At 63.6% G+C, this 26,377-nt stretch carries 15 protein-coding genes, 1 tRNA gene and 1 pseudogene; 14 read left to right on the top strand and 3 right to left on the bottom strand.

The genetic code is table 11. The features are described 5' to 3' along the window. The 12 genes and pseudogenes from BLV04_RS24940 to BLV04_RS11780 form a co-directional block, all read left to right on the top strand. A pseudogene (locus BLV04_RS24940) lies at positions 1 to 444 on the top strand (primase-helicase zinc-binding domain-containing protein); the annotation flags it as partial. After that, positions 441 to 1,607, top strand: a complete 1,167-nt coding sequence (locus BLV04_RS11725) for an AAA family ATPase (protein ID WP_175534602.1) — start codon at positions 441 to 443, stop codon at positions 1,605 to 1,607. The pseudogene BLV04_RS24940 and the gene BLV04_RS11725, both read left to right, overlap by 4 nt. Before the next feature lie 175 nt (positions 1,608 to 1,782). Then, complete coding sequence (locus tag BLV04_RS11730; protein ID WP_093031928.1) at positions 1,783 to 2,022, top strand: hypothetical protein; 240 nt, start codon at positions 1,783 to 1,785, stop codon at positions 2,020 to 2,022. 616 nt (positions 2,023 to 2,638) lie between these two features. Beyond that, the gene (locus tag BLV04_RS11740) at positions 2,639 to 5,893 is read left to right on the top strand and encodes an ATP-binding protein (RefSeq protein ID WP_093031934.1); all 3,255 of its coding nucleotides are present in this window, start codon (positions 2,639 to 2,641) and stop codon (positions 5,891 to 5,893) included. Positions 5,894 to 5,900: 7 nt separating this feature from the next. Continuing rightward, on the top strand, positions 5,901 to 6,518 hold the full coding sequence (locus BLV04_RS11745; RefSeq protein WP_093031937.1) for a DUF7680 family protein: 618 nt from the start codon (positions 5,901 to 5,903) through the stop codon (positions 6,516 to 6,518). A gap of 63 nt (positions 6,519 to 6,581) precedes the next feature. Then, the gene (locus BLV04_RS11750) at positions 6,582 to 7,265 is read left to right on the top strand and encodes a hypothetical protein (RefSeq protein ID WP_093031940.1); all 684 of its coding nucleotides are present in this window, start codon (positions 6,582 to 6,584) and stop codon (positions 7,263 to 7,265) included. Between the two features lie 22 nt (positions 7,266 to 7,287). Beyond that, a complete protein-coding gene (locus BLV04_RS11755; RefSeq protein ID WP_139191916.1) occupies positions 7,288 to 8,220 on the top strand; it encodes a hypothetical protein in 933 nt (310 codons plus the stop codon). Continuing rightward, positions 8,217 to 8,663, top strand: a complete 447-nt coding sequence (locus BLV04_RS11760) for a hypothetical protein (RefSeq protein WP_093031946.1) — start codon at positions 8,217 to 8,219, stop codon at positions 8,661 to 8,663. Before BLV04_RS11755 ends, BLV04_RS11760 begins: the two co-directional genes overlap by 4 nt. A gap of 130 nt (positions 8,664 to 8,793) precedes the next feature. After that, entirely contained in the window at positions 8,794 to 12,069 is a 3,276-nt protein-coding gene (locus tag BLV04_RS11765) for a DUF1156 domain-containing protein (protein WP_093031949.1), read from the top strand. An 11-nt stretch (positions 12,070 to 12,080) separates the two neighbouring features. Continuing rightward, complete coding sequence (locus BLV04_RS11770; RefSeq protein ID WP_093031952.1) at positions 12,081 to 15,953, top strand: DEAD/DEAH box helicase; 3,873 nt, start codon at positions 12,081 to 12,083, stop codon at positions 15,951 to 15,953. A gap of 408 nt (positions 15,954 to 16,361) precedes the next feature. Next, positions 16,362 to 16,949 carry a hypothetical protein gene (locus tag BLV04_RS11775; RefSeq protein WP_093031955.1) on the top strand — a complete coding sequence of 196 codons (588 nt, stop codon included), beginning with the start codon at positions 16,362 to 16,364 and terminating at the stop codon, positions 16,947 to 16,949. 161 nt (positions 16,950 to 17,110) lie between these two features. Continuing rightward, a complete protein-coding gene (locus BLV04_RS11780; RefSeq protein WP_175534603.1) occupies positions 17,111 to 17,761 on the top strand; it encodes a hypothetical protein in 651 nt (216 codons plus the stop codon). 720 nt (positions 17,762 to 18,481) lie between these two features. On the opposite strand, the gene BLV04_RS11785 is transcribed toward BLV04_RS11780, so the two are convergent. Together BLV04_RS11785 and BLV04_RS11790 are read right to left on the bottom strand one after the other, a co-directional pair. Continuing rightward, positions 18,482 to 18,973: a Panacea domain-containing protein gene (locus BLV04_RS11785; protein ID WP_093031972.1), complete on the bottom strand. Its 492-nt coding sequence runs from the start codon at positions 18,971 to 18,973 to the stop codon at positions 18,482 to 18,484. Between the two features lie 608 nt (positions 18,974 to 19,581). Next, positions 19,582 to 19,657: transfer RNA gene (locus tag BLV04_RS11790), tRNA-Thr, on the bottom strand. A gap of 229 nt (positions 19,658 to 19,886) precedes the next feature. Between BLV04_RS11790 and BLV04_RS11795 the strand changes: the two genes are divergently transcribed. Both BLV04_RS11795 and ruvB read left to right on the top strand, forming a co-directional pair. After that, entirely contained in the window at positions 19,887 to 21,374 is a 1,488-nt protein-coding gene (locus tag BLV04_RS11795) for an FAD-linked oxidase C-terminal domain-containing protein (RefSeq protein WP_093031976.1), read from the top strand. After that, a complete protein-coding gene (ruvB, locus tag BLV04_RS11800; protein WP_093031979.1) occupies positions 21,374 to 22,429 on the top strand; it encodes a Holliday junction branch migration DNA helicase RuvB in 1,056 nt (351 codons plus the stop codon). Before BLV04_RS11795 ends, ruvB begins: the two co-directional genes overlap by 1 nt. A gap of 79 nt (positions 22,430 to 22,508) precedes the next feature. On the opposite strand, the gene BLV04_RS11805 is transcribed toward ruvB, so the two are convergent. Then, positions 22,509 to 26,261 carry an efflux RND transporter permease subunit gene (locus BLV04_RS11805; protein ID WP_093031982.1) on the bottom strand — a complete coding sequence of 1,251 codons (3,753 nt, stop codon included), beginning with the start codon at positions 26,259 to 26,261 and terminating at the stop codon, positions 22,509 to 22,511. Positions 26,262 to 26,377: the final 116 nt, after the last annotated feature.

Genomic DNA, 26,377 nt, shown 5'->3' on the forward strand with positions numbered 1-26,377 from the left:
CTTTGGGCGTCCGCAGCGCGCACCGATCGCATCGTCGGATCGCACCCATACGCACTCAGCAAAGGGATTGACTGGGCCGCAGGAGCCGGCCGCGGTAACGCATCCGGCATCGAGATCGGCAAGCGCGCCGATTGCCTCCTCATCCCCGTGCGCGACATCCGCACCGATGCCGTGTGCGCCGTTCAGGCGATCAATCCCGCAGGCGTCAAACAGAGCTTCGGGCCGATCAGGGGCAACGCATTCATCTGCGGCAGCACCCTCGGCAAACGCGCCCCGTGGTTCGTGGTCGAGGGATGGGCCGATGCCGTTTCGATCGTCTTCCATGCCCACAAGGGCAACGCTGCGGCCTTCGCCTGCATGGGGCATCACTTCGACATCGTCGCGCAGACGGTAGCCGAGCACTTCGCGCCGCCTCGCTTGGTTGTGCTGGAGGACGCGGCATGACCGAGATCATCAGAGCACAGCTCCCGCGCGGGCCGAACGGGGAGAAGGATCCCAACGACTTTGCGCGGTCGGGGAATGTTCACATCCTCAACGATGCGATCGCCGAGCAGGCGAAAGCCGCAGGGCCCGCGCCGCCTCGCTTCCACCTCTTGACGCCTGACGAGCTGGCGAGCCGCCCGGCCGCGCAGTACCGCATCAAGCGAGTGCTGCCCGCCGAGGGTATCGCGGTCATCTACGGGCCGCCGAAGTCAGGCAAGACATTCATCGTCTTGGACGCCGCCGCCGCGATCACCGAGGGGCGCGAGTGGTTCGGTTACCGCACTCGACCATGCCCGATCGTTTACGTCGGCCTGGAGGGCGAAGGCGGACTGTCGCAGCGTTGGCAGGCTTACCGGCTGGTGAAAGGCGATGCAGGAAAGGACCGGCTCAAGTTCGTGACCGCGCAGCTTTCGTTGCTGCTGGCCGACGACATCACCGATCTTGCGAACGCGATCAAGGCCGCGAGAGCAGACGCGGGAATCGTGGTTATCGACACGCTCAACGCCGCATCACCGGGCGCCGATGAGAATTCCAGCGTCGATATGGGCCGCATCATCGCCGCCGCCAAGAGGCTTCAGGCGACTCTAGGCGGTCTCGTCCTGCTGGTGCATCACGCCGGCAAGGAGCTGTCACGCGGTCTACGCGGGCATTCGAGCCTCAGCGGTGCCGTCGACGCGATCTTAGAAGTGAGTCGCGACAACAACGACAACCGCGAGTGGGCGGTAACCCGCGCGAAGGACGGGCCGGAGAGCGAGCCGCGACCATTCCGGCTGGACGTGGTCGAAATTGGCACCGACGAAGACGGGGATCCCATCACTAGCTGCATCGTCGAGCCGGTCGAGCACAAGAGCGGCGAGGTTGCGCGGCACAGAAAGCCGCCTGGAGGGAATCAGAAGATCGCACTCGAGGCCATCGGCGAGGCACTGAAGGCTTCGAGCGAGTACGGCAAATCAGGGGCGCCCGATTTCCGGCCGTGCGTGCGGTATGACGCAGCAGTCGACGCCGCCGCCGACCGGCTACCCGTCGAGAAGAAGCGGACGCGAGAAAGAGCACGCCTCGCCGTTCAGGGTCTCGTCTCGGCTGGCCATTTATCCTACCAGGACGATTGGGTGTGGCTGCCATGATGACACTCACCCAACACCCACCCATCCCATTCCACTTTCCCATTCTTCCCATCCCCCTAAAGGGGGAATGGGAAGAATGGGAACCCAAACACCCCAAAACGGGAAGAAATGGGAAAAATGGGAAACCTACCTGCGCGTGTGGACTTTCCTTCTGGAAGGATAAGGAGGTCTCGCGATGAGCACCCGCCGCAAGAACGAACAGATCGACCCGGACGCAATGTGGGAGGCCCGCGCATTGCTTGAAGCGGCAGGCAGGATCATGCAGCGCATCGAGTCAGGCCAGTACCCGGCAGACCGCATTGACGCTGTTGCGTGGCGCATCGCCGACGCCTTGTTGTCAAGCGGCCAGGCGGACGCCGCCTGGGTCACCCTAGCCACCCCGAGGCCGAGAGCGGCCTCGTGGCGCGCGTACTGACGGTAGCAGTTTGCCGTTGACTTGCTGTGTCAAGGAGGGTCGGAAGCGCTTCGCGGCGATTTCCCGAGTCCCCTGCCACCTTGCCGCGCAGTGCCTAGCGACAACTCAGAACCGGAGTCGCAACGATGCTCTGTTGTCTTTTGCCGTCCAACTCCGTACCGTACCGTCCACGGTTCCAAGGGCGACAATATGGACCAACGCCAACTGCCCGGACAGCTAGACCCGGCTCATGGCCACCTTGGCTTGGGAGACCCCGACGCCGAGCAATCCTCGCTTGCCGACTTGTTGCGAAGATCTCGGCTCTACCACAACAGCAACGACCACCCCGCGCTGCTCGATTGTATGTCCCGCCAGTGTAACTGCGCGCCTTTCAACGCTATATCGTTGCCGGTAAAGAAGCCGGGGCTTACCCACGCCGCGTCGACTTGGGGTGGGAAAATGCGCGTCAACCGCATGATCGAGGAGGGCGCCCGCCCCATCCCCCACCCAGGGGTTTCGGCTCCGTGAGCCTCGTCTACGCCGTATTCGGCACTGAGGGCGGAAAACTTCGGGGAAATGTGGACCAGACCGCCCCAGCGAATCGCCGTCCCCCGGAACATCGAGAAGGAATCTATCGATGAAGTCGATACTCAACACCTGCACCCCGCGTCCGGATCTACTCACCGGCACCTTCAACCCTGAGATTTTCACCGCCAGTCTGTCCCAGGTCATGGACCACTATCGGGGCAGAGCGAGCAGCGTGAACAATCTCTACACGGATGCAGAGCAGTTCTTCCGCGAGGCAACCTTTTCCACGGACGGCATGCGCATGGTGCTGTCCGAGGCCATGGCTCGCCTGGCAGGAGACAACGGCGTACCAGCCATCCACCGCCTCGAAACCGCCTTCGGCGGCGGCAAGACGCATACCCTCATCGCACTGACCCACCTCGGTTTCCGCGGCAGACACCTCGCGGACGTCGCAGCCCCGAGCATCGACGGCAGCGTGATCGACCTCGCAGCCCTGCATGACCCAGGGGACGTACAGGTGGTCGGCATCGCAGGCGACGAGATCCCAGTCCACAAGCCCCACGGCGCCGCTCTGGTGCCCTACACCCTCTGGGGCGAGATCGCGTTCCAACTTGGGGGCGAGGCGCTCTACCGCAGCGTCGAGACGGAGGCCAACTCCCGAGCGGCGCCGGGAAAGTCCTTCCTGGATTGCATCTTCGAGAACCGCAAGGCCCTGTTGCTGCTGGACGAGCTGGCCCAATATTCGGCCCGGCTGGCAGCCGCCCACCCCCAAGGCGCGGACCAATTGGCTGCGTTTCTGATGGCGCTGAACGGCTACGCGCGTAATCACTCCAACATCGCCGTGGTGCTGACCCTGGCGAGTCAAGCGGATGCTTTCGCCACCCAGACCGACGAGCTTGCCAAACTCTTGAGCGAAATCCGCGGCGAAGAGGTGACGCCAGAAGAGGCTGTCGCCATGGCCCAGACCGCGCAGGCCGGGGTGGTTAGCGTCGTCTCCCGCGATGCCACCGGGGTCGTACCCGTCCAGGCAAACGAAATCAGCCGGGTACTGGCCAAACGCCTGTTCGTCAGCGTGGACCAAGTAGCCGGCGCTGAAACCGTTGCCGCCTACTGGGCCATGTACCAGAAGACTCCCGACCTGCTGCCAGACCGGGCAAGCCGGGAGGACTTTCGCACCGCGATGTGCGACCTGTATCCCTTCCACCCCACCTTCGTCGATTTTCTGAACCAGAAGATGGCGACCCTCGCCAACTTTCAAGGCACCCGCGGCGTCCTGCGCGTGCTGGCGCTGGCCGTGCGTAGCCTGTGGGAGAAACGCAGTCCGGTTCCGATGATCCATACGTGCCATCTGAACCTGCGCGACGCGCGCATCGTCAACGAGTTGATCAGCCGCACGGGCGGCGGAGAGCTGTTGCCGATCCTCAACACCGACATCGGCGGCGTGGACACCGCCACCCTTATCGGCGGCGCCAGTCGCGCCGAGGAGGCGGACCGCAAAAACCCGCATCCCGAGGGCTATCCATTCCACGAGTACGCCTGGAAGACGGTCTTCCTGCACAGCCTAGTGGGACGCCACGAGGGGCTCGGGACCCCCCTTTTCGGCATCGTAGAACGCGACGCCTTGCTGGAGACCAGTTTTCCCGGTCTATCGCCCTCCCAGGTCGAGACCGCGCTGAAAACCATCGAAGACAGCGACCGCGGGGCCTTCTATCTGCGCCACAGCGCCCAGTTTGGCCGCTACTACGCCAGTCTCGACGCGTCCATCAATCGGGCGCTGGCCATGATCCGCGGCAGCCTGGCCAAAGACCAGGTCACGGACTTTCTCGATGCCGCCGCCCGCAAGATCATCCGTACCGACCCGACCTTCCACGTCGCCCACGATGTGACACACCCCGAGCACATCAAGGACAAGACCGGACGAACCAACCTAGCGTTGGTTGCCCTAGGCGCGGACGAGATCGACGCCGAGGCATTCGTGACCACGGTCGGCCCCAACCGGCCGCGCATTGAGCAGAACCTCATATTCCTGTTGGTCCCCCGCACCGTCCATGTCCAGGGCGAAATCTGGAACGAGGATCGCGTCGTGAAGGCAAAGGAGGCACACCAGCGCCTGGACGACCTGGCCCGCGATGTCATCGCCCGCGGTCGCCTGCGGGACAAGCCGGAGAACTACGGCATCAAGCCCCAGCAACTTGCCGAGGAGGGCTTCGGCGACAAGACCAAGGAACGCGAACTGGCCCTTCAGACCACCATCACCCAACAATACGACGGGCTCTGGTACCCGTCGGCCTCAGGGCATGTGGTGCGCAAGGAGATTCACACCGCCGGTGGCGAGGGCGGCGCCTCGATCATCGCCGAGATCCATCGCGTGCTGCGCGAGGACGGCGAACTGATCACCGAAGAGCGTGCCCGCACCCAGGAGGGGCTCAACCTGCTGGGCAAGCTGTTCTTCGGTACCGGCCAGACCCCGACCCTGGACCAACTGCGGAGCAACTTCGCCGTCAATCGCCGCTGGCCGGTGCTCGAAGGGGCAACGGTTTTCGACCAGATCGTCCGCGAGGGTATCATCCGCAGTGCCTGGTGCCTTTTCCGCATGCAGGACGAGCAAAGCGTTACGCCCGAGGCGATCTACAGTCGCGACGCCGACACCTTGCCCCTGGATCTGGACCTGCGCGCCCCGGGCTGGGCCATCGTCACCCTGCCCGGCGCCAACCAGCGCGGCTGGCTCGGCGGGGCGGTCAACGTGGACCCGGCGCGTGTCGAGACCTGGGTAGCGGATGCGATGCGCGAGCAACCAGCGGCCTACGTCTCCGAGATCATCGCTAAAGTGGTCGGCGCCCACGGCGACATACCCGAGCCGGACATCCTGACCGCGATCGACAACGTCGTCCGCGAGGACAAGGCCCTGACCTACAGTGGCACCCCCGAGCAGGAGGCCACGCCGATCCAACTCGTGCACGGCCCAACGGCGATCCTCCACTCGGTGGGCAAGGACGACGTCATCGTCTCGCCAGCCGAGGCATCGCGTCGCGGCTGGGTCAAGATCGACCCCAAGCACCTGGAGCTAAAGGGCACCGAGGCCGCAACTCGATTGCTGCCCCTGCTCGGCCGCATCGGCAGCCTTTACAGCCGCGGCGCCAACTCCAAGCTCGACGTGCTGGACCTTGTGGAACTGCAATTGCCAGGCGGAGGTCGCATGCGCCTTCTGTTACAGGATTGCCCGCCGGAGGATATGAAGCGCCTCGGCGAACTATTCGAGGTCCTTGCCGGACTGGTCGCCCAGAACGAGCGGACCCAGGCCCGCATCCGCATTACCGACCCGCGGGACGACTGCCCGCTGGCCCAGGCACTCACCCAGGACTGACAACCCAGTGGCAGCGAAGAAGACGCCGAGCCTGGCAGAACATCACCGCGCGCACCTGGAGCCGCGTTGGCGCAGGGCCGCCTTCGTGCTGCGTATTACCGAATGGAAGAGTTCGCCGATCCCTGTCCTGGTACTCAAAGAACGCCGCACCTGGTCGGACGATGCCGGCGCCGCCGCCGAAACCTCGGGCGCGGATGCCGGTCACAAGGGTAAACTTGCCGAGCGGGGTCATGTCGCGGGAGACAATCTGCACCGCTGTCTGCCGGTGCTGCGCAACATCGTCGCGAGCGTCCAGGACGAGTCGGGAGTGCCATTGGAAATCCAGCGCTACCTGACCCAGGAGGGGCTGCGCCTGCGGGTCAACCTGCCGCTGGACGAGGAGTCCGGCGCCAAGCTCGCCCTGATCTTTCGGCTCCAAGAGAGGGTCACCGACCTGGACCGCGTCGAGCTGATGGCCCGCCGCATCGAGCGCTTCACCCGCGAGGAGGCCGCCTACTGGCTCTCGCGCATGACCAGCTTCAGCCCCGACGCTCGACGCTGGGCGGTCGCCGGTATGCGCCTCATGTTGGGCGGGCAGGCCAAGGACTCAGGGGTGGAGCGCATGCTGGAGCGGCTTCGGGCCTAGCGGCAGGGTTGCCGGAGCATCGTTCCGAGAACAACCGTCCAATGGCGGCGAGCACACTTAGAATTGAATCTCAAGATGAAAATTGTCCCACTCGAATTCTCCATCGTCGTCGTCGGCGAGGACTGCAACCCGACGATTCTAAACCCTGACTTTCTTAAGTATCAGCAGATCGTTCCGGAGGAATGGGAATGGGAGCTGGCCGCTGCGCCCCTTACCACCCGTGGCATATCCGTTGTGGCCTATACGAGCGGCATCATGCTTAAGGTAGAGCCAAACCGGTTCCAGGTGACCGAAGTCAACCAGTGCAGTGACATAACAGATAGCAAGGCAATCAGTATTGCCCGTCGCTACGTTGAGGTGCTGCCGCACGTCAAATACACCGCGGTAGGCACCAATTTTCGGGGCTTTTCCCAAATCGAGAATCCTAATGAATTCCTAAAGGCCAGGTTCATCAAGCCTGGGCCTTGGGACCAGCAACCCCTTGACTTGAAAGCTGTCACGTTGTCCTTCGCCTACGCCCACGAAGACGCGAGGTTGACCCTTGCCTTGGAAGGTAGGGTTATTCTGCACCAGCAGGAGGAGCAGACACAGCAGATTTTCGGCGTTGATATCAGCGGCAACTACCATCGCGAGTGCCATGGCTATCCAACCAATGACATGGTCCTTGCACACATCGCCAAGGCAAAAAGCGATGCGGCCCATTTCGGTACGATGGCCGACGAGCTTCTCTTTGCAGGCGCCAGTTGAGCCCCCTGCAGAATACTGAAAAATGATGAACACCCAGACACAACGAGCAACATTTCCCAGCGAGGCCGATTGGGTAAGGCACACCGGTTTCGATCCGTCGACAGACGGACGCGTGTTCACCGCGGCATGTGGGTCGCAGCCACAATTCTTTCCGTCCGGAGCGCGCTTGGCACTGGGCACGTTTCCGAGTGACTGGCCTAATGGCTCGGACCCGATATACAACAAGGGCATCGAGCGAGACCGGTATCTGAGGGATGGCGTTGGTACCCGCTCTTTAGCACAAGAGATTTCCGTTCCTGTGGAAGCTTTCGCTGCGGACTGGATATACAAGGCTTTCACCAAGCGGCATCTTCTCGAACCGTCGACCTTGGCGCTCAGTGCCGAGCAACTCCGAAAAGTAGCCAAGATTCTGCACAGGCTGAACCATACAGCGGAGCCCCATGCAGACTTGTTTCAGAGCCTCTATGAGGTACGGCAACAGCGAACCATTCCGACGCCCCCGCCGACGCCAACCCCGGCAGAGCTGATCAATAGTATCCGCTGTCACCCCGGGATACGTTACGGTCAGCGTCTTGCGGAGCGCCTGGAAGGCTTGCTCGCCATCGCCCGGGAAGAACAGCCGGAGCAGGCGCCACCGGCGACGGCATCCCTGAAGTCGATGATTGCATTCCTGACGGCGCACCCGGAACTGGCGTACCCGAGCACCGTGTTGACGACGGCGGGAAATGTGCGAGCCCAATGGCGGATCAACCCTCGTCAGCATTTCGCCATCGAGTTTCTGGACGACAGTGGTGGGGACGTGCGCTTCGTCATCTTCGCCCCAGACCCGACGCATCCTTACAAGACGATACGCGCATCTGGCGGTGCGACGTTGGACAGCGTCATGCGGCTCGCTGAGCCCTACGGTGTTCTCCGATGGGCGTCGGAGCAACCCACCGAAGAGGAGGCGAAGTGAAGGGGGATCAGGTCCCCGATGCTGATCATGTGGCCCGCTACTGTGGCGGCGCGAGCATTCATGAGGACGGTAGGGTCGACGGGAGTGTGTTTCGGTTACGCAAGTTCGACGGTAAGCCTGAGCCCTATCTGTCCGTCAACTGGCTGGAGTACCTGGAGCCCAGCGACCGTTCCAAACAACTGGACGCACTGCGGACGGCATTCCAACAGAAACCCAGCTTCAAGGTCCGCAGCAGCGCCCGATTTGCGGTCCACAATGTCGGGGCACTGCGGGGTTATGTTCGGACCAACAGTCCAGACCAGTGCGAGCTGTCAGTGCTCCATGAGCCCGATTTGGACGATGACTCCCATTGCGGCGTCTATGGTCTGCCCATGGACGATGACCTGGTTGCGGACCTGATCGCCGACATCGTCCAGGCCACCTACCCCGCCAAGGCAGGCTAAATCCCGCCCCGCCTGCCTCTTTATAGGCGGCGCCACCAAGAGGCGCGTGGGCCGTCCGGGTCTTTGGCGAGCCATCGAGATTGCAACCACAGGCCGACCAACCCACCCGCCAAAGGAATCTACAAGAACAATGGACCAGGACCAGATCGACGTACTCGACGACAAGCGGCTCATCGAGCATGGCTTTCCCTGCCATCAGGTCGGCGCTGAGACCCAACGCGAGCGGGGTGCAAGCTCCGCCCTCCCGCCGCTCTATTACCTGCACGTCTGGTGGGCGCGCCGGCCCCTGACGCCGAGCCGGGCGGCCATCGTCGCCTCCCTGACCCCCTGGGATGCCGACCCGGAGTTGTTCGTCCGACGGCTCGGGATCGAGCGGGTACAGGCCCTGGCCAACGGCGAACCCTGGACCCTGACCGGCGACCTGCCGGCGCGGGTGGAGCGAGACGCGGGCGGCTCCGAGTCCCTTGAGGTCGATGACAAGGTCCTGAACGCCCTGCGCGACGAGCAGACGCGGCGTGCGGAGAACCGCGGCTTGATCGCGCGGATTCGGACCACAGACCCGTCCCTGGTGAAAGACCCGGTGGTGCTGCGCTGGGCGGAGGAGTCCAGGCCCTTGCCTGAGCCTTTGCCGATGGTGGGGGTGTGGTTACCGGTGCGGCGGACCATGGGCGATCCGGCACACATTAAGGATCGGATCGCGTTCGCCAAGTCCCCCGCGGTCAAGAAGGCCCTTGGCAAGGAGATCAAGTGGGATGCTGAGAACCTGTATGGATACGGACGTGCCTTCGCGACACCGGTCGAGCCGCGTCCATCCGGCCTAACCGTGCTTGATCCGACCGCCGGAGGCGGCTCGATTCCCTTCGAGGCCCTGCGCCTGGGTCACAACGTCATCGCCAACGAGCTGAATCCCGTTGCGACGACGATCCTGTACGCGACCCTGGACTATCCGGCACGCTTCGGACCGGAGTTATCTACCGACATCCAGCACTGGGGCCGGAAGCTCCTCGACCTTGTCGAGGCAGGCATGGAAGGGCTTGCGCCCTTCTCGACTATCCCGGAATCCGAGCGGGCGCGACTGCGCGAGCATCTCAAGCGCTGCCCCGAGTTGTTGCCTCAATTCGATGTGCCAGAGTACGACCACACTGGGCTGATCTACGTCCGCCAGGTCACCTGCCCCCACTGCGGCGGCGAGGCGCCATTGCTGAACACTTCCTGGCTGTCGAAGGAGGCCGGCGACCCCTGGGGTGTGCGCGTCATCACCGACGGCCGCTCCACCGGTGGCAAGGTCCGGTTCGAGACGTACCGGGTCCACGAGGGCCTCGGACCGAACGGTGAGGACCCGAACGGGGCCTTCGTGAACCGCGGCGTCGGCACCTGCCCCCATTGCAAACAGGGCATCCCAGGCGACGAAATCAAGGCCCAGGCCCGTGGCGAATCGCCCCACGGCACTTGGATGGACCGGCTCTATGCCGTAGTCGCAGTGCGGCTCCAGCCCAAGCTCGACAAGCACGGGCAGCCCCAGCGCTACAAGACCGGCGAGCGGGCCGGTGAGATCAAAACCGAGAAGGTCCGTTTCTTCCGTCCGCCCAATACTCGCGACCTGGCCGCCATCGCCGAGGCCCAACGACGCTTACAGGACAAATGGCCGGAATGGGAGGCGGATGGGTTGATTCCGACAGAGGACATTGTCAGTTGCTCCAAGAACGGGGGCTGCATCCTATACGGCATGAAGCGATGGTGCGATCTATTCACGCCAAGACAATTACTTGGGCATCTAACCGTAATCGAAGGGCTGATTGCACTAAAGCCGTTGATCCTCGAAGCCCTGGGCGAGTCGAAAGGACGAGCGGTTATCACGTACCTTCAGTTCGCTATCGACAAAGGGATCGATTACAACAGCCGACAAACACGCTGGGAGTATACGCGAGGCATTGTTAAGGGCACGTATTCGCGCCACGACCTCAATATTAAGTGGACCTTCGGCGAGATGGTTTTCACCGGTCCAAATTCGGGAGCTGCTTGGGGTCTGAGTCAAATCCTTGACTCTTACCAAGGGATCGCAGAACTGATCGCCCCCATCCGAGCCGCATCAGAACCACAATCTGTACCGATGCTGACGATCCTCAATGGCACTGCCGCCTATCTTCCGGGGGTGAAAGACCGATCAGTCGATCTAGTGTGCATGGACCCACCCTACTACGACAATGTTCAGTACTCCGAGCTTTCGGACTTTTTCTATGTCTGGCAGCGCAGAACACTGAAAGACATTCACCCTGAACTGTTTTCCAGACGTTTGACAGAAAAGAGTGACGAGGCGGTTGCGAACAACGAACGCCACGGTGGACCAAGAGCCGCCCGCGTTGCCTACCAGTGCAAGATGCGCGAGGTCTTTTCGGAGTGTCGCCGGGTCCTTCGGGATGAGGGGAGGCTAACGCTGATGTTCACCCATAAGGGTCAGGATGCGTGGGAGGCCTTAACGCAATCGTTGATTGAATCCGGTTGGGACATAACAGCGTCGTTTCCTGTCGAATCCGAAGGGTCGTATTCAACCCATCAAATGAACGTCGCTGCGGCAGCCAGTTCCATGTTCATTGCGTGCCGCAAACGTTCGCTGGAGTCGGACTTCCCAGCCTCCTGGACCGGCCTCGGAGGTCAAGGCGTGCAGCACCAGATCCGCGATGCGGTGGTGGACGGCCTGCGGGAGTTCGAGCCCCTGCGCCTGAACCCGGTGGACGAGATGGTCGCGTCCTACGGCCGGGCGCTGCATGTGCTGTCCCAACACTGGCCGGTCATGGACGGGGACGAGCAGGTCTCGCCCATCCGCGCCATGAACGAGGCCAGCCGGGTGGTGGCCGAGCACCAGATCCACCGCATCACCGAGGGCCGGCTCAAGGTGGATGACCTGGACCCCGAGACGGCCATGGCCCTGACCCTCTATGGTATCTACGGCCTCGGCGAGGTCGCTTACGACGAGGTGTTGAGCCTGTCCAAATCCATGAACATCCGCCTGGAGGGGAAGCCCGGGGGCTACCGTATCGAGCCCGGACAGCGCTCCATCGGCATCAACCAGGAGGCCAGCGGCCGCCGTACACAGGGCGCCAAGGCGGAGGAGCGGGGCTTTGCGGCCCCGCTCGCCCGCAAGGGGTCCAAGGCCCGTCTAGCCCTGCCGGAGGAGCGCGACCCCCGCCGACTGGAGCAGCCCCAGACCGATTGGGACAGGCTCCACGGCCTGTTGCTTGCCCACCGCCGCGGCGAGCTGCCGGTGGCCCGCCAATATCTCGCGACCAAGGCGGCCGATTCCGGCGAGCGAGTGACCGATCTGCTCGCCGTCTGGGCGCGGGAGATGGCCGACGAGTCCGCCCGCCGGGAGGCGGAGGGCCTGCTGTTCGGCCTGCGGCAGTTGTAGGAACCGCTTGGATGCCCGATCCCGGCACCGCTCCCCGCCTGCGCGACTACCCCTGGCAACTGAGCTACAGCACGTCCAGCCATGCCACCGGTGGCCAGCCGGTGGACATCCTCCATCATTTCTACATTCCGGTCCTGAGCCGGGCGAAGAGCTATGACCGGGTCGCAGGGTATTTCCGGTCATCCTCGCTGGCGGTGGCATCCCAGGGCTTTTCCGCCTTTGTGGCCCAGGGAGGGAACTCACGCATGGTGGTGGGCGCTGACATGGACGCGGACGACGTGGCCGCTATCCTGGCCGGCGACGAGGTGCGGCTAGGCGCCTGTCTGAACGGTGCCTTGGACCAATCCGAGCAGTGGCCGGAGGCTGAGCAGCGGGGTGTAGCCCTATTGGCCTGGATGGTCGCCCGGGGCCGTCTGGAGATCCGTGTCGCGTTCCGGGTGCATGCACAGACGGGAGCGGCGATTGCGACCGACTCCCCGGCCGATGGCTATGTCCACGAGAAATGGGCCGTCTTCCGGGATGCGGCAGGCGACCGGCTCTATGCGTCCGGCTCTTTCAACGAATCCAAAACTGCGCTGGTTCTGAACGCCGAGAACATCGACGTACATCGGGACTGGACCGGCGGGGAGAACCGTCAGCGCGCCGACGACGCCGAGTCCCGCTTCCAACGGGTTTGGAACAACGAGAATCCAAGCCTGCGGGTGTTGACCCTGCCGGAGGCGGTGCGCCAGCGGCTGATCCAGTTGGCTGGGGCGACCGAACGGCCCCTGGAGGTTGATGGTTCCAGCGCGATCCCCTTGAAAGTGCCGCCGCCCTCGGCCTTGGAGAGGCTGCGCTTTGCACTGCTGCGAGACGGGCCAAGGCTCCCTAACGGTGAGTACGTGGGCATGGTCACGGCACCAGTAGAGCCCTGGCCCCATCAGGCGGTGGTCGCCAAACGCCTGATCGATACCTGGCCCTATAGCTGGCTGCTGTGTGACGAGGTGGGCCTCGGCAAGACCATCGAGGCGGGGCTGGCGATCCGCGGACTCTACCTGGCAGGTTTGGTCCGCCGGGTGCTGATCGCCCCGCCTGCCAGCCTGACGCCGCAGTGGCAGCGGGAGATGGCAACCAAGTTCTTCCTGCCGTTCGGGCGCGCCCTGACCGGCGTGACCACCAGACATGAGTACCTGCTACCGGTGCCAGAGGAGCGGTCGGCTAAGTCGCTGTATGAGCCGGACCTGGCCATCGTCTCCAACGGCCTGCTGGCGCGGGCCGGACGGCGCGCCGAGCTGAAGTCGGCGGAGCCCTTCGACATCGCCCTGGTAGACGAGGCCCATTACGCCCGGCGCAAGAATGCGACTCAGGGGGCGCGAGCGGAACCTCGCTACGGCAATCTCTACCGGACCCTGGACGAGGTGCTGCGCGGCCAAGCCCGCTGCCTGTTGCTAGCGACGGCCACGCCAATGCAGTTGGACCCGGTAGAGGTGGCGGACCTGATCCGTCTGACGCGCCGGGTCGGCCACTTTCAGCTCGACCCGAGCCTGATGAATGCCTATTACGGGCTGCTGGGCAAACTGGTCAGCGACGAAGGGCTGGACGCAACGGAATGGAGCTTCCTCCACCGGGCGGTGACTGCCGTCGCAGGGCAAGACCCCTTGTTGTGGCGGTACGTCCAGGGGGCCGTGATCGACGACTTCGCGCGCTTCGACATGGACGCCTGGCTGGCGTCCGGCCAGTCGCCAATGGGCGGCGAGGATGGGGTCCGCCGGCTGGCCTTTGCGGTGGCGCCCCTGTCGCGCGTGATGCTACGGCACACCCGCCCGCTGCTGGAGCTGTACCGCAGCCGCGGCCAGCTCACCGCCAATCTGGCGCGGCGCGTGGTGCTGCCACTGAAGCCCATTGCGTTCACGACCCAGGAGCAACAGGCATACGACCAGTTGGAGCGCTATTGCCTGGGCCTGGCCGGGCAGCTTGGCAAGGGCACTCAGGGCAAGAAGGCCAGCTTCGCCCTGGGCATGATCCTGAGCTTCCTGCGGCTGCGGTTCGCGTCCAGCCTGTTCGCGATCCGCGAGTCACTGCGGCGGCGCCGGGAAAAGGTCGATGCGGCGCTGAAGCACCTGGCCCAGGCCGAGGATCTGGACATGGACGAGTTGTCGCTGTCCGACCTGCTCGAAGGGGGCGAGGGCGACGAAGAGGCAGTAGCACTGCTGCTGAAGGATCGCACGGCCGACGATCTGATCTGGGAGCGCAACAAGCTCAGCGAAATGCTGGCCGGACTGAGGGACCTGAGCGGAACCTCGTCGAAGATGCAGCGGCTGTTGGAGCACCTGAACAAGCGTCGCGGTGCCGGCGGGCGGATCAACCAGACTGTGGTCTTCACGCGCTTCTACGACACCCTGACGGACATTGTCCGGCGGCTGCGACAGGCCGATCCGCACATGCTGATCGGAACCTACTCGGGCCAGGGCGGCTCCTATGTCAACCCGCGTACCTGGCGCCTGACCGGGGTCGAAAGGGAGGCGATCAAGCACCGGTTCCTGAATGGGGAGATCGACGTGCTGGTCTGTACGGATGCGGCGGCGGAAGGGTTGAACCTGCAAACCGCGGACCTGCTGGTCAACTTCGACCTGCCGTGGAACCCGATGAAGGTGGAGCAGCGCATCGGGCGCATCGACCGTATCGGCCAGACCCACGCGACCATCTTCGTGAGCAACCTGTGTTACCTGGGCTCCGCCGAGGAGATCGTCTACGGGCGGTTGCTCGCGCGCCTGAGCAAGGCGGGTGGCGTGGTGGGTACGCAGCAGATTTCCATGCTGCCAGTCACGGCCGAGGAGTTTCAGGAACTGGCAGCGCGCACCCTGTCCGAGGGCGTGCTGGCCCAACGTGCCGAAGAGCGGGCCCGGCTTGCCCAGCGCCGCACGGCAAGCATGGAGATCCCGCCGGAGGACCTCTACGAGACCTATGTACGCCTCGCCCAAGGTCACCCCGATGAGGCGCCGCCCATCGATCTGGATGCCATCTGGGAAGCCTTGTCCACGTCAGTCTACCTGCGGGACTTGGGCTGCACTCTGCACCCGGACCCTGCGATGCGCTGCATCGTGCTCAATAACGTTCCGGGCGTTCCGGACAGCAAGGCGTTGACGGTCTCGCGCAAGGGCTACGACGAGGGCATCCCCGGACTTGAGGGGACCCCTGGCTTTGCGACCTATGGCGACCCAACCTTTGAGGCACTGCTAGCCCACCTGGCAAGCTTCGATCTGCCCGAATGCATGCGCCGACTGGACGCGGAGGTCGCGGGGACTGATTCGCGGCTCGTCGGCTACGCGGTCTGGGATAGCGCGGGCAACGGCGAAGATCCGGTCCGGTTCGTCCGCAGTTGGCGCGACCTGGCCGGCCTGCTCCCCGACGACACCCAGCCTATCGACGACGCATCGGCCGCCAAGGCGCTCGGGAGGCTTTCGGCGTTGACGAGGCCGCGCAGCGAACGCCCCAAGGCTGTCGGCAGGATCGAGGCACAGAACGAACGGTGCGGCCGCGGTCAACTGGCCCTGGCCCACCTCGTCGCCAACCGTCTGATGCAGGCGCGGCGAAAGGGGGGCGGCGCGGACCGCTTCTGGCATGAGCTTGCGAGCATGGAGCAGGCTTATGCGGATCGCGACCTGATCCGGATTAAGCCCATCCCGGTGAAGATCGCCCGCCACTTCCCGGCCGGATTGTTCGAGGCAACCCTGCCGCAGGTCGGCGAGGATGGTTACGTGGATGCGCCCCAGATTCTTCGCGCCTGCGCGTTCGATGCGGCGGCGCGCGTGGCGGATGGGCTTCACCTGAAGAAGGACGATGTGGTTACGGACGACATGATCGCTCGACTGGAGCGGGAGATCGCCAAGCTCATGCGGCCTTAGCTTGACACAGAGGTGCCGGGGATGTGGCCGCGCAAATGGTAAGGTGCCCTCGGGGCTTCTCACATACTTCGCGCGGCAAACTGGTCAGCGGCCTTCCCATGCTAACCGAGGTGAGAGTTGCGTAGCGCTGAATAACGGCGTTGAACCAAGAGGGCCTGCATAGTGCGTGGCCACCATTTGTTGCTCAACGGTATGGTTGTCCGTCGCGCGAGGCCGGCGGAGATCCGGGGCGGCGCGCGCATCCTGCTCCACCTAGCACCCGCCTCAGCGACTACAAAAGCGAATCCAAAAGTGCCAATCAAGGCCGTGAACCTCGCAACCGGAGAGATTCCATGACCGTTGACCCGTTTAACATCTAGCCCCGCCAGCCTGACACCGTCCGGGCATCGCCTCAAGGAGCAAGGACGAATGAGCACACGCTTTGCGAGCGCAGCAGATTACGCGACCATCGCCAAAGTGTGGGCCGCCTATCCGGGAGCGGTCGAGATCATCGAGATCGACGACGGATGGATCGTCTTCGCCACCGAGGCGGACTTCAAGGCGAGGCAGCGCCAACATTGCAGACGGGCACCGTCCGCGGGCAATTCCCCCCCGCCGGGGGGTATTGCAAGGACCAACCCCTCGCGTAACGCCAGAATTCCAGCATCGCCAATCAACCGGACCAACGCCATGAAACCCGAGACTCCCACCGATCCGGTCGCCGCCATGGTTCAAGCGATGTTCAACGGCGGCTGCACCGAAGAGCAGATGCGCGCCGCGAAGGACGCCGCCCGGTCGGCTCAGTTTGCGCACCTGTCCGACGCCGAGCTTGAGGCCCTGATCGGTAACGACTACCCGTGGTACAAGCGTCTCAGCACGCCCGAGATCGAGGCCATGATAGACGCGATGGAGGCAGACGCGGACGTTGACGCAGACACAATCCTTGCGCTCTTCGCGAACAACACGGACTTGACCGACGACGACGTAGAGATGATTCGCAGCGATTTCGGCGGGTAGCCTTCGCTTGCGTCGGCTTCCGAGCCCTCCGAGACGGCAGCGCCCCGCCGTGGGGCAGAGGATTCAGATCAGCACTGACGGCGGACATCCCCCTGAAACCGGGGAGAAGCCGGCCAAGAATCGCCCAACGCACCAGGTAGCGGCTCGCGGCACTGGTCCGGTTGACTGGTCCGCCCATTGGGCCAATGATTGGACCAATGCTTGAACCGAGGACCATGAGCGTGAAGAAGGAAGGCAAGGACGAGATCGTCCGAAAGATCGCCAAAGAGATCGCGAAAGGTCGCGACCCCGCCTTGATGGCCGAGCGTGAAGGCGTCCCGAAGACGACCTGGAATCGCTGGATTCGCGAGGCCCGAGAATCCGTCCCCGAGAAGGTAAGGCTCGCCGTGAAAACCAAAGCGGGCCAAAAGAAAGCCGTCGCCGCCGTCGCGAACCATCTAGCCAGCTCAGTGACCGTCAACCGCAAGGGAATCGACATCTTGCTTGAGGTGGACTCACTGCTCGCGGATTGCCTGATCCTGCGCAACGCGGCCTTCACGAAGGACAAAGACGGCAACATCGGCGCTGAGCTGAAGGAGGAATTCGGGCCGGGCATCCTGCGAGACGCGATCAAATCCAAGGTTGCCGTGCTCACGGCTGCTTCAAAGATCATCGAGACATTGATGTCCGGGCAGCGCGTAGCAGCCACCCAGGCCGCGATTGTGGAAGCCGTCGAGGCAGCGAGCCCCGAGGCCAAGGTCAAGCTCGTCGAGGCGTTCCGCGGCATCCAGGCGAGGTATGGCGTTCTCGGGCCGGCCGAGCGTTCCCACTGACCGTCTCGCGTCTGAAACGCGGGTCGGCTCCGACGTGACGACATAATTGCGTCGAGGCCCAAGTACCACCGGAAGATACAAGACCCCGCCAAAGCAGCGGGGTTTTTCGTGTCCGTGGTTCGAGCAGGTTAGCTCCGATCGGATGCAACGGAGCAACAGATCATTAATATCCGAGTGTCACCAACGCATGTGGGAGCGGCTCAGCCGCTTTCGACAACCACCCCACTTGATCGGCCAGGCAAACCGTAAGGCTGTCGTTAGGGACAGACTCTATGTCCACGGTCTAGGAGCACGAGAAAAAAGGCACTTTGGGATCGGAAGCCATGCACGCGAATCCCTTTGTCTACTCTGAGCTCAAAAAATGAAATCTCCTCCGAGATCGTTTGACGCACCTGCGCTAAATTCGTACCGGCTTTACTGCGAAGAGTGTCGGGATCGATCTTCGTGTATCCAAGCCCCGATTTCCCGCGTGGCGGCCCTCCAGACTCAAATACCTGCTGCCAGTTATGTTGCGAAAACCTAGAGAGAAATTCCGAGAACTTTCTTAGCTCGCCTTTCTCCCAGTCCGAGAAACACTCCCAAGAACTGTCGAAGTACTTCAAGGCAACATACGGCGAAAGGTCATCGCGGCTATCGCGAGCCGCAGAGGAAGCTATCCCGAGGGCTCAACGCTCAAAAGGGCTCAGCTTTGGCGAGATTGCGTCCGCGCGAATTTTTTCTTTAGGAAGATTCCCCGGCTTCCCCATTGATCGCGTCTCCGTACTTTTCGAGAAAATGCTCCTTCATCCTAGCCTTGTTTATCCGATTTGTGCAGCGCGCCTCGGGCGACAGAGATCCTCTGGCTTCGATCCACGGGGCGTCCGCATGCGTCATATTCTCGAGCGTCTTTGCGGAGAACTCCCCATAGACATCGAGCACCTGTCTGAGCACGTTCTCCGTGTCTGGATCGATTTCGGTCTCCGATTCCCTTTCCTGAGGGGGTATGGACGCCCAGGAATACGCCTTGAACTCATGGTAGACCGATCGGACGACAGGGCCGTGTGCCCACGCCTCGAAATTCTCCTGCAGAAGCTCTCGATTCAACAGAACAAGGGTCCAAGCTTCCGCAAAATACAGCAATTTCTGAAGCTTTAACGGGCTTATTGAGTCTCCGGATTCGCGGTCGATTGAGTTGATAAACCAGAATGCAATATCGATCGCTGGGTATTTCATGATGCAGCCCTCAAGTCCTACGTGTTGTGCACGAACCCTTCGACAATCTCAGTCGGGCTAGGTGCGTTCACGCACTGAGTTTCGTCGAGAGAACGGACAGACCTAGCTGGCGGCGTCCGCGCACGCAGCGAGACTCTCGCTTGAATGAGGTAAGCGCGACCCTCAAGCGGCCGTAGAGTCATCATAGACCGACCCACCGAGATTCGCTTCAAGAAAACTCGAACCGGGCACAGCTACCAGTAGCGGAAGCATGACCCCCGTCCGCTTTTTGATTCAAGCAATATCGGTAAGACGCCACCTCCAAAAGGTTCGACACGGTTCGAGCCCTTGGTAAGGAGTCACCCCGCCGTCGTGGGCGGAACCACGGTTCCTGCGAGAAGGGCCACAAGGGCACGCATATCTGACCAGGGTCCTAGCCAGTCTTACGAGCTGGCGTCCGGCGGGGATGCTTGGAGTGTAGCGGGCTTGGTCGATCCGGTCGAGACATCACGCGGCATAACATCGCCGCAACAGGTCAAACAATGTTGAATTGCTACCCGGAGCGTTACCCGGAAGGGGTTTCTGGAAAAGAGAAAGGGGCCGGATTGCTCCTAACCCATTGTCTTTAATGGAGCTGGCGGACGGATTCGAACCGACGACCTGCTGATTACAAATCAGCTGCTCTACCAACTGAGCTACGCCAGCGAGACAGGATGCGCCTGTGTCCGAAGACCGGGCGATCCGGCCATTCTACAGTCAAGCGCGATGGCCGCTCAATGAGCGCGCGCCCACGAGGGAGTGCGCGGCTGGCGAGCGGCCCGGCGAAACCGATCCGAGGCCGCTCCGTCCGAGGCGCTCTCGGTGTTTACTCGGAACCCGTCTGGCCCTAGGCTCCTTCTATTCCCAGGATGACACTACGACCAGGGTCACTGACATGAGTTTGATTCAACCGACCCGGATCGACTTCGATGATCCCGAGCTGTCCGCGACGCGGGCGGAGCTTGTCCGCGCGCTGCGGGCCTTTTTGCCGGCGGATGGGGTGCTCGAGCAGCAGGAGCAGGTGCGACCCTACGAGTGCGACGGCCTCTCGGCCTATCGGCAATTGCCCCTGCTGGTGGTGCTGCCGCGCACGGTCGAGGAGGTGCAGCGCATCATGCGGCTGTGTCACGCGCGGGACGTGCCGGTGGTGGCGCGAGGGGCCGGGACCGGGCTCTCGGGCGGTGCCTTGCCGCGTGGTGACGGGGTGTTGCTGAGTCTGGCGCGCTTCACGCGGATCTTGGACCTGGACCCGGTCGCGCGCACCGCGCGGGTCGAGCCCGGGGTACGCAATCTCGCGATCAGCGAGGCCGCGGCGCCGCATGGGCTCTATTACGCACCGGATCCGTCGAGCCAGATCGCCTGTACCATCGGGGGCAATGTCGCGGAGAATTCGGGCGGAGTGCACTGTCTGAAGTACGGGCTGACGGTGCACAACGTCCTTGCGGTCAAGCTGGTGACGATCGAGGGCGAGCTGATCGAGCTGGGATCGAGCGGGCTCGACGCACCCGGCTATGACCTCTTGGCGCTCTTCATCGGCTCCGAGGGGATGCTCGGCGTGACGGTCGAGGTGACGGTCAAGCTGCTGCCCGTGCCGGAGCGCGCCCAAGCCATCCTCGCGGCTTACGACGACGTGGAGAAGGCCGGCCAAGCGGTCGGCGACATCATCGCGGCCGGGATCATCCCGGCGGGTCTGGAGATGATGGACGGGCCGGCCATCCAGGCGGCCGAGGACTTCGTGCATGCCGGTTATCCGACGGACGCGGCGGCCATCCTCATCTGCGAGATCGACGGGACCAGTCAGGAGGTCTCCGAGGAGGTCATGCGGGTGCGCGATCTGCTCTTGGCCAGCGGCGCGACCGAGGTCCGGACCTCGCGCGACGATGCCGAGCGGCTGATGTTCTGGAAGGGCCGCAAGGCCGCCTTCCCCGCGGTGGGTCGGATCTCGCCGGACTACTACTGCATGGACGGCACCATCCCGCGACGCGCCTTGCCGGAGGTGCTGCGGCGCACGGCGGAGATGTCGCGCGAGTACGGGCTGCGGGTCGCCAATGTCTTTCATGCCGGAGACGGCAACATGCACCCGCTGATCCTCTTCGATGCCAACAAGCCCGGCGAGCTGGAGCGGACCGAGGAGTTGGGCGGACGCATCCTGGAGCTGTGTGTGGAGGTCGGCGGGACCATCACGGGCGAGCACGGGGTCGGCATCGAGAAGATCAATCAGATGTGCGTCCAGTTCAGTCCCGAGGAGCTGCAGCAGTTCCACGCGGTCAAGGCTGCGTTCGATCCGAAGGGTTTGCTGAATCCGGGCAAGGGTGTGCCGACGCCGAGACGTTGCTCGGAATATCGTCAGCTTCCGGATCACACGCATCGGCACCCGCACTGATGGCGAAGCCCGAACGTCTGATCAACGCCGACCCGGCCAGCGACGAGCTGGCACTCGACAGGGCCATCCGGCCGCGCAAACTCGACGACTATGTCGGACAGCCGGTCGTGCGCGAGCAGATGGAGATCTTCATCGGCGCCGCGCGCGGCCGCGGCGAGGCGCTGGATCATGTGCTCATCTTCGGCCCGCCGGGTCTCGGCAAGACCACGCTCGCACACATCATCGCGCACGAGATGCAGGTCAATCTGCGTCAAACCTCCGGGCCCGTGCTCGAGAAGCCGGGCGACCTCGCGGCGATCCTGACCAATCTCGATGCGGGGGACGTGCTCTTCGTCGACGAGATCCACCGCCTCAGCCCGGTGGTCGAGGAGGTGCTCTATCCGGCGATGGAGGACTATCAGCTCGATATCATGATCGGCGACGGCCCGGCCGCGCGGTCGATCAAGCTGGATCTGCCGTTCTTTACCCTGGTCGGCGCGACCACGCGGGCCGGACTCCTGACCTCGCCGTTGCGCGACCGCTTCGGCATCGTGCAACGCTTGGAGTTTTACACCGCGGAGGATCTAGCCTGGATCGTCCGTCGCTCCGCCCGAATCCTCGCCATCGAGACCGAGGCCGAGGGCGCCGCCGAGATCGCGCGACGCTCGCGCGGGACACCGCGCATCGCCAACCGGCTGCTGCGCCGGGTACGTGACTTCGCCCAGGTGCGTGCCGACGGGCGCATTACCGCCGAGGTCGCCGACCAGGCGCTCGGCATGCTCAAGGTCGACGCCCTGGGTTTCGACCATATGGATCGCCGGCTGCTGGATGCCGTGATCAACAAGTTCGACGGCGGGCCGGTCGGCGTGGAAAGCCTCGCGGCGGCGATCGGCGAGGAGCGCGGCACCATCGAGGACGTGCTGGAGCCCTTCCTGATTCAACAAGGCTACTTGATGCGGACCCCGCGCGGACGTGTCGCCACGCAGGCGGCTTATCTTCACCTCGGGCTCAAACCGCCGCGGAGCGTCGCCGAGCGTGCCGCCCTCCCGGACCTTTTCGGTGTCGTCTCGGATTAAACCGCGCCCGGCGCCGTACGCGGTGTTTTTGGATGGGATCCGCCCCGGCAGACGTGACGACCGTTGGAGTCGGCGCGGTTTAAGAGTCTTCAGGCTTGTCCGCGGTCTTTTTCGTCGCGCGCCTGGCCCTCGGCTTCTTCACAGTCGTCGCATTGTCCGCAACCGCCTTGGTCGCCGCCTTTCTCGGCGCTCGCGCCGGCTTTCGGGCGGCAGCCGACGACCGCTTCACGGAAGCGGCCCGCGGCGCCGGCTCGGCACGCGACTCGGCCACCGAGCCACCGGAGGCCGTGTCCGTTTGAGCGACCGCGGCGTTCGTCACCGAGCCCGAAGCCGAATCGAAAGCCTGGCCCGACCTGCCGGATCGGCGCTGTCGCAACCAGCCAAGGAGTCTCCCGACACCTTCGATCACGCCGAAGACGACGCCGACCAGTGCGCTCCAAAGTCGAAGCAAAAGCGGTGTCCCGCCCGCAGGTCGCGCTCGGGCCGCACGGGGTGCAGGTGGATCGGGCATCGGAACACCCTCGATCTCGCAGTAGCTCGCCGAAAGCGCCCGTTCTCCGCTTGGTGTCTCCATGAGATAAAACTCGCGGCACAGGCTGATGCAACCGAGCGGGATGACGATCACTGCCATCAGGGTCGCGACACCGGCGCCGAACAGCAGGCTGACGGCCATCCCCTGAAAGATGGGATCCTCGATGATGGCCCAGGCGCCTGCCATCAGGGTGAGCGAGGTGATGAGGATGGGCCGCATCCGGATCTCGGCACCTGCGACCGCCGCGTCCTTGACGGTTTTGCCCTTGGCAACCTCCAGCTTCACGAACTCCACGATCAGGATCGACTGGCGCACGATGATGCCGCCGAGCGCGATCAGTCCGATCATGGAGGTCGCGGTGAACTCGGCGCCCATAAAGAGGTGACCGGGCACGATGCCGATCAGGGTCAAGGGGATGGGCGACATGATGAGCCCGGCGATCTTGAAGTTGCGGAACTCCCAGACGATGAGCCCGTAGATGAGGATCAAGGCGGCGATGAAGGCGAGCCCCATGTCGCGGAAGGTCTCGTAGGTCACGGTCCACTCGCCGGACCATTCGAATCCGGATTGGCGATCGGTCAACGGCGGTCCGATCAGACCCCGCGGCATCCCGCTGATCTGCACGCCGTCGGGTGCACGATAGTCCTCCAGACGATCCTCGACATCCAACATCCCGTAGATCGGCGCGCCGAGGCGGCCCTGCATCTCGCCGACCACGTATTCCATCGGCCGCAGATCCTTGTGGTAGATGACCGGATCCTCCTGCTGCTGGACGAAGCACCCCAGCTCGCCGAGCGGAACCTGCCCGCCCATCTCGGACTGGATCGGCAGGCTGGCGAGACTGCCGATCTCGGCCCGGCTGGCGAGCGGGATCTGCAGGACGATGAAGGTCGGCTCCTGAACGACGCCGCGCTTGACGTCGCCGAGCTTGAAGCCGCCCATCGCCATGGCGAGGTTGCGATTGATGGCGTCGACCGAGATCCCCATCCGCACCGCCTTCTCGGCATCTACCTCGAAGCGCCAGTAGCTGTAGGGCTCGGCCATGTAGCTGTCCACATCGACGATGCCCTCGACCTGCTCGAAGATCCCGGTCAGATCGGCCGCGACCCGGCGGCGGGTCTCGGCATCGGGTCCGTAGACCTCGGCGACGACGGTCTGCAGCACCGGCGGGCCGGGAGGCATCTCGACCACCGCGATCCGGGCACCCAGCTCATGCGCCAACGGGGTCAGCATCTCGCGCGCGGCCACGGCCAAGGCATGACTGCCGAGCGCGCGCTCGTTCTTGTCCTTGAGCATGACCAGGAGATCGCCCTCCCAGGGTCGCTCGCGCAAGTAGTAGTGACGCACCATACCGTTGAAGTTGAAGGGCTGCGCCGTACCGACATAGGTCTGGACGGCGGTCACCTCGGGCATGGTGCGCACCTTCTCGGCGAGTCGGTGCACGACGTTCGCGGTCACCGGGAGCGCCGTCCCCTCGGGCATGTTGACGACGACGCTGAACTCGGGCTTGTTGTCGAAGGGCAGCATCTTTACCGGGACGGTCTGGGTGTAGAAGAGCACGCAGACACCCGCCGTGGTGAGGATGGTTCCGACCAGGAAGGCGATGCCGACCGCGCGATTGCGGATCAGCGGCATCACCAAGGGCCGATAGACGGCGCTGACCCAGCGGCGCGTCTGCTCTTCGCGTCGCTCCGCCTTTTCCAGCGCCGCCAGCCGCGGACGAACCCGCAACGCGAACCAAGGCGTGAAGACGAAGGCGGCCACCAGCGAGAAGAACATCGCCGATGAGCCGAGCACCGGAATCGGTCGCATGTAAGGCCCCATCAGACCGCTGACCCAGCCCATCGGCAGGAGCGCCGCGATGATGGTGAAGGTGGCGAGGATGGTCGGGTTGCCCACCTCGTCGACCGCCCGCACCGCCGTCTCGATGGTCGTCTTGCCGCTTTCGAGCCAATGGCGAAAGATGTTCTCCACGACGACGGTGGCATCGTCGACCAGGATGCCGATGGCGAAAATGAGCGCGAAGAGACTGACCCGATCGATGGTGTAGTCGACCATCCAGGCCCACCAGATGGTCAGCAGGATCACCACCGGGATGACCGTGATGACCACAAAGGCCGCGCGCGCACCCAGGCCGATCAGGCAGAGGATGGCCACGATCACCGCCGCCTCAAACATCGCCTGCAGCAGCTCGTTGACCTTGTCGTTGGCGCTCTTGCCGTAATCGCGCGTGACCTCGACATGGACGTTCGAGGGGATGAGCGTCGTTTTGAGCTCCTCGACCTTGCCGAGGATCTGGCGCGCGACCGTCACGCCATTGGTCCCCTGTTTCTTGGCGATCGCCACGGTCACGGCTTGCGCCCCATCGGCGCGATGCTCGCCCGCGTAGGCCGGCCCCGTGAAATGGTTGACGATCTGCTTGGTGTCCTGCGGGACATGCTCGACCGTGGCGATATCGCGCAGATAGAGCGGATAGTCGCCGCGATTGCCGATCACAAGCCGACCGACATCCTCCGCATTGCGCAGGAAGGAGCCCGAATAGACGTTGAAGGCGGTGTCGCCGGATTCGCTCACACCCGTGGTCTGCTCGGAGTTGGCGGTGCGAATGGTGTTCGCGATGCGATCGAGCGTAATCCCGTGTCCGGCCAAGCGCTCCATCAGCACCTCGACGCGGATCTGATCCTCCCGCCCGCCGACCACGAAGCCCTTGCCGGCATCGGGCAGTGAGCCGACCGCTTGGAGCAGGTCGAGACCCAGCTTGCGCAGCTGATGATCCTCGACATCCTCGGACCAAAGCGTGAGGGTAACAACCGGAACGTCGTCCACACCGACCGGCTTGACCAGCGGCATCTGCACGTCGGGAGGCATGCGGTCCATGTTGGACTGGAGCTTGTCGTGGACCTTGACGATCGAGGCGCCCATCTCCTCGCCGACCTCGAAGCGCACGGTCACCATCGCCACCCCGCGCTGAGTGGCCGAGTAGACATGCCGAACGCCCTTGATCTCCTTCATGATCCGCTCGAGCGGATCGGTCACCAGACGCTCGACCTGCCCGGCGGAGGCGCCCGGATACTGCACGAAGATGTCGATCATCGGGACCGAGATCTGCGGATCCTCTTGGCGCGGCGTAAACAGCAGACCCAGGATCCCAAGGAAGAGCGCGCCGAACAGGAGCATCGGCGTGACCGGCGTATTGATGAAGGTACGGGCAATACGACCGGCGAGTCCGAGCGGTAGAGACGCGTCCGCCCAGGACGATGGCGCGGATTCGGGAGGAGGCGGGGCGATCGGATCGACCATGAGTCACTACTCCCGTCATCCATGACATTGATCTATTTTCTGAATTGGTTCAGTGAATCTAGCCCACTAGCTCGGTGCCAACAAGCGGCGCATTGACAGTGCGTTAGTGTTTGCTA

Origin of the sequence: Thiocapsa roseopersicina (assembly GCF_900106925.1) — a bacterium.
GTDB classification, from domain to species: Bacteria; Pseudomonadota; Gammaproteobacteria; order Chromatiales; family Chromatiaceae; genus Thiocapsa; species Thiocapsa roseopersicina.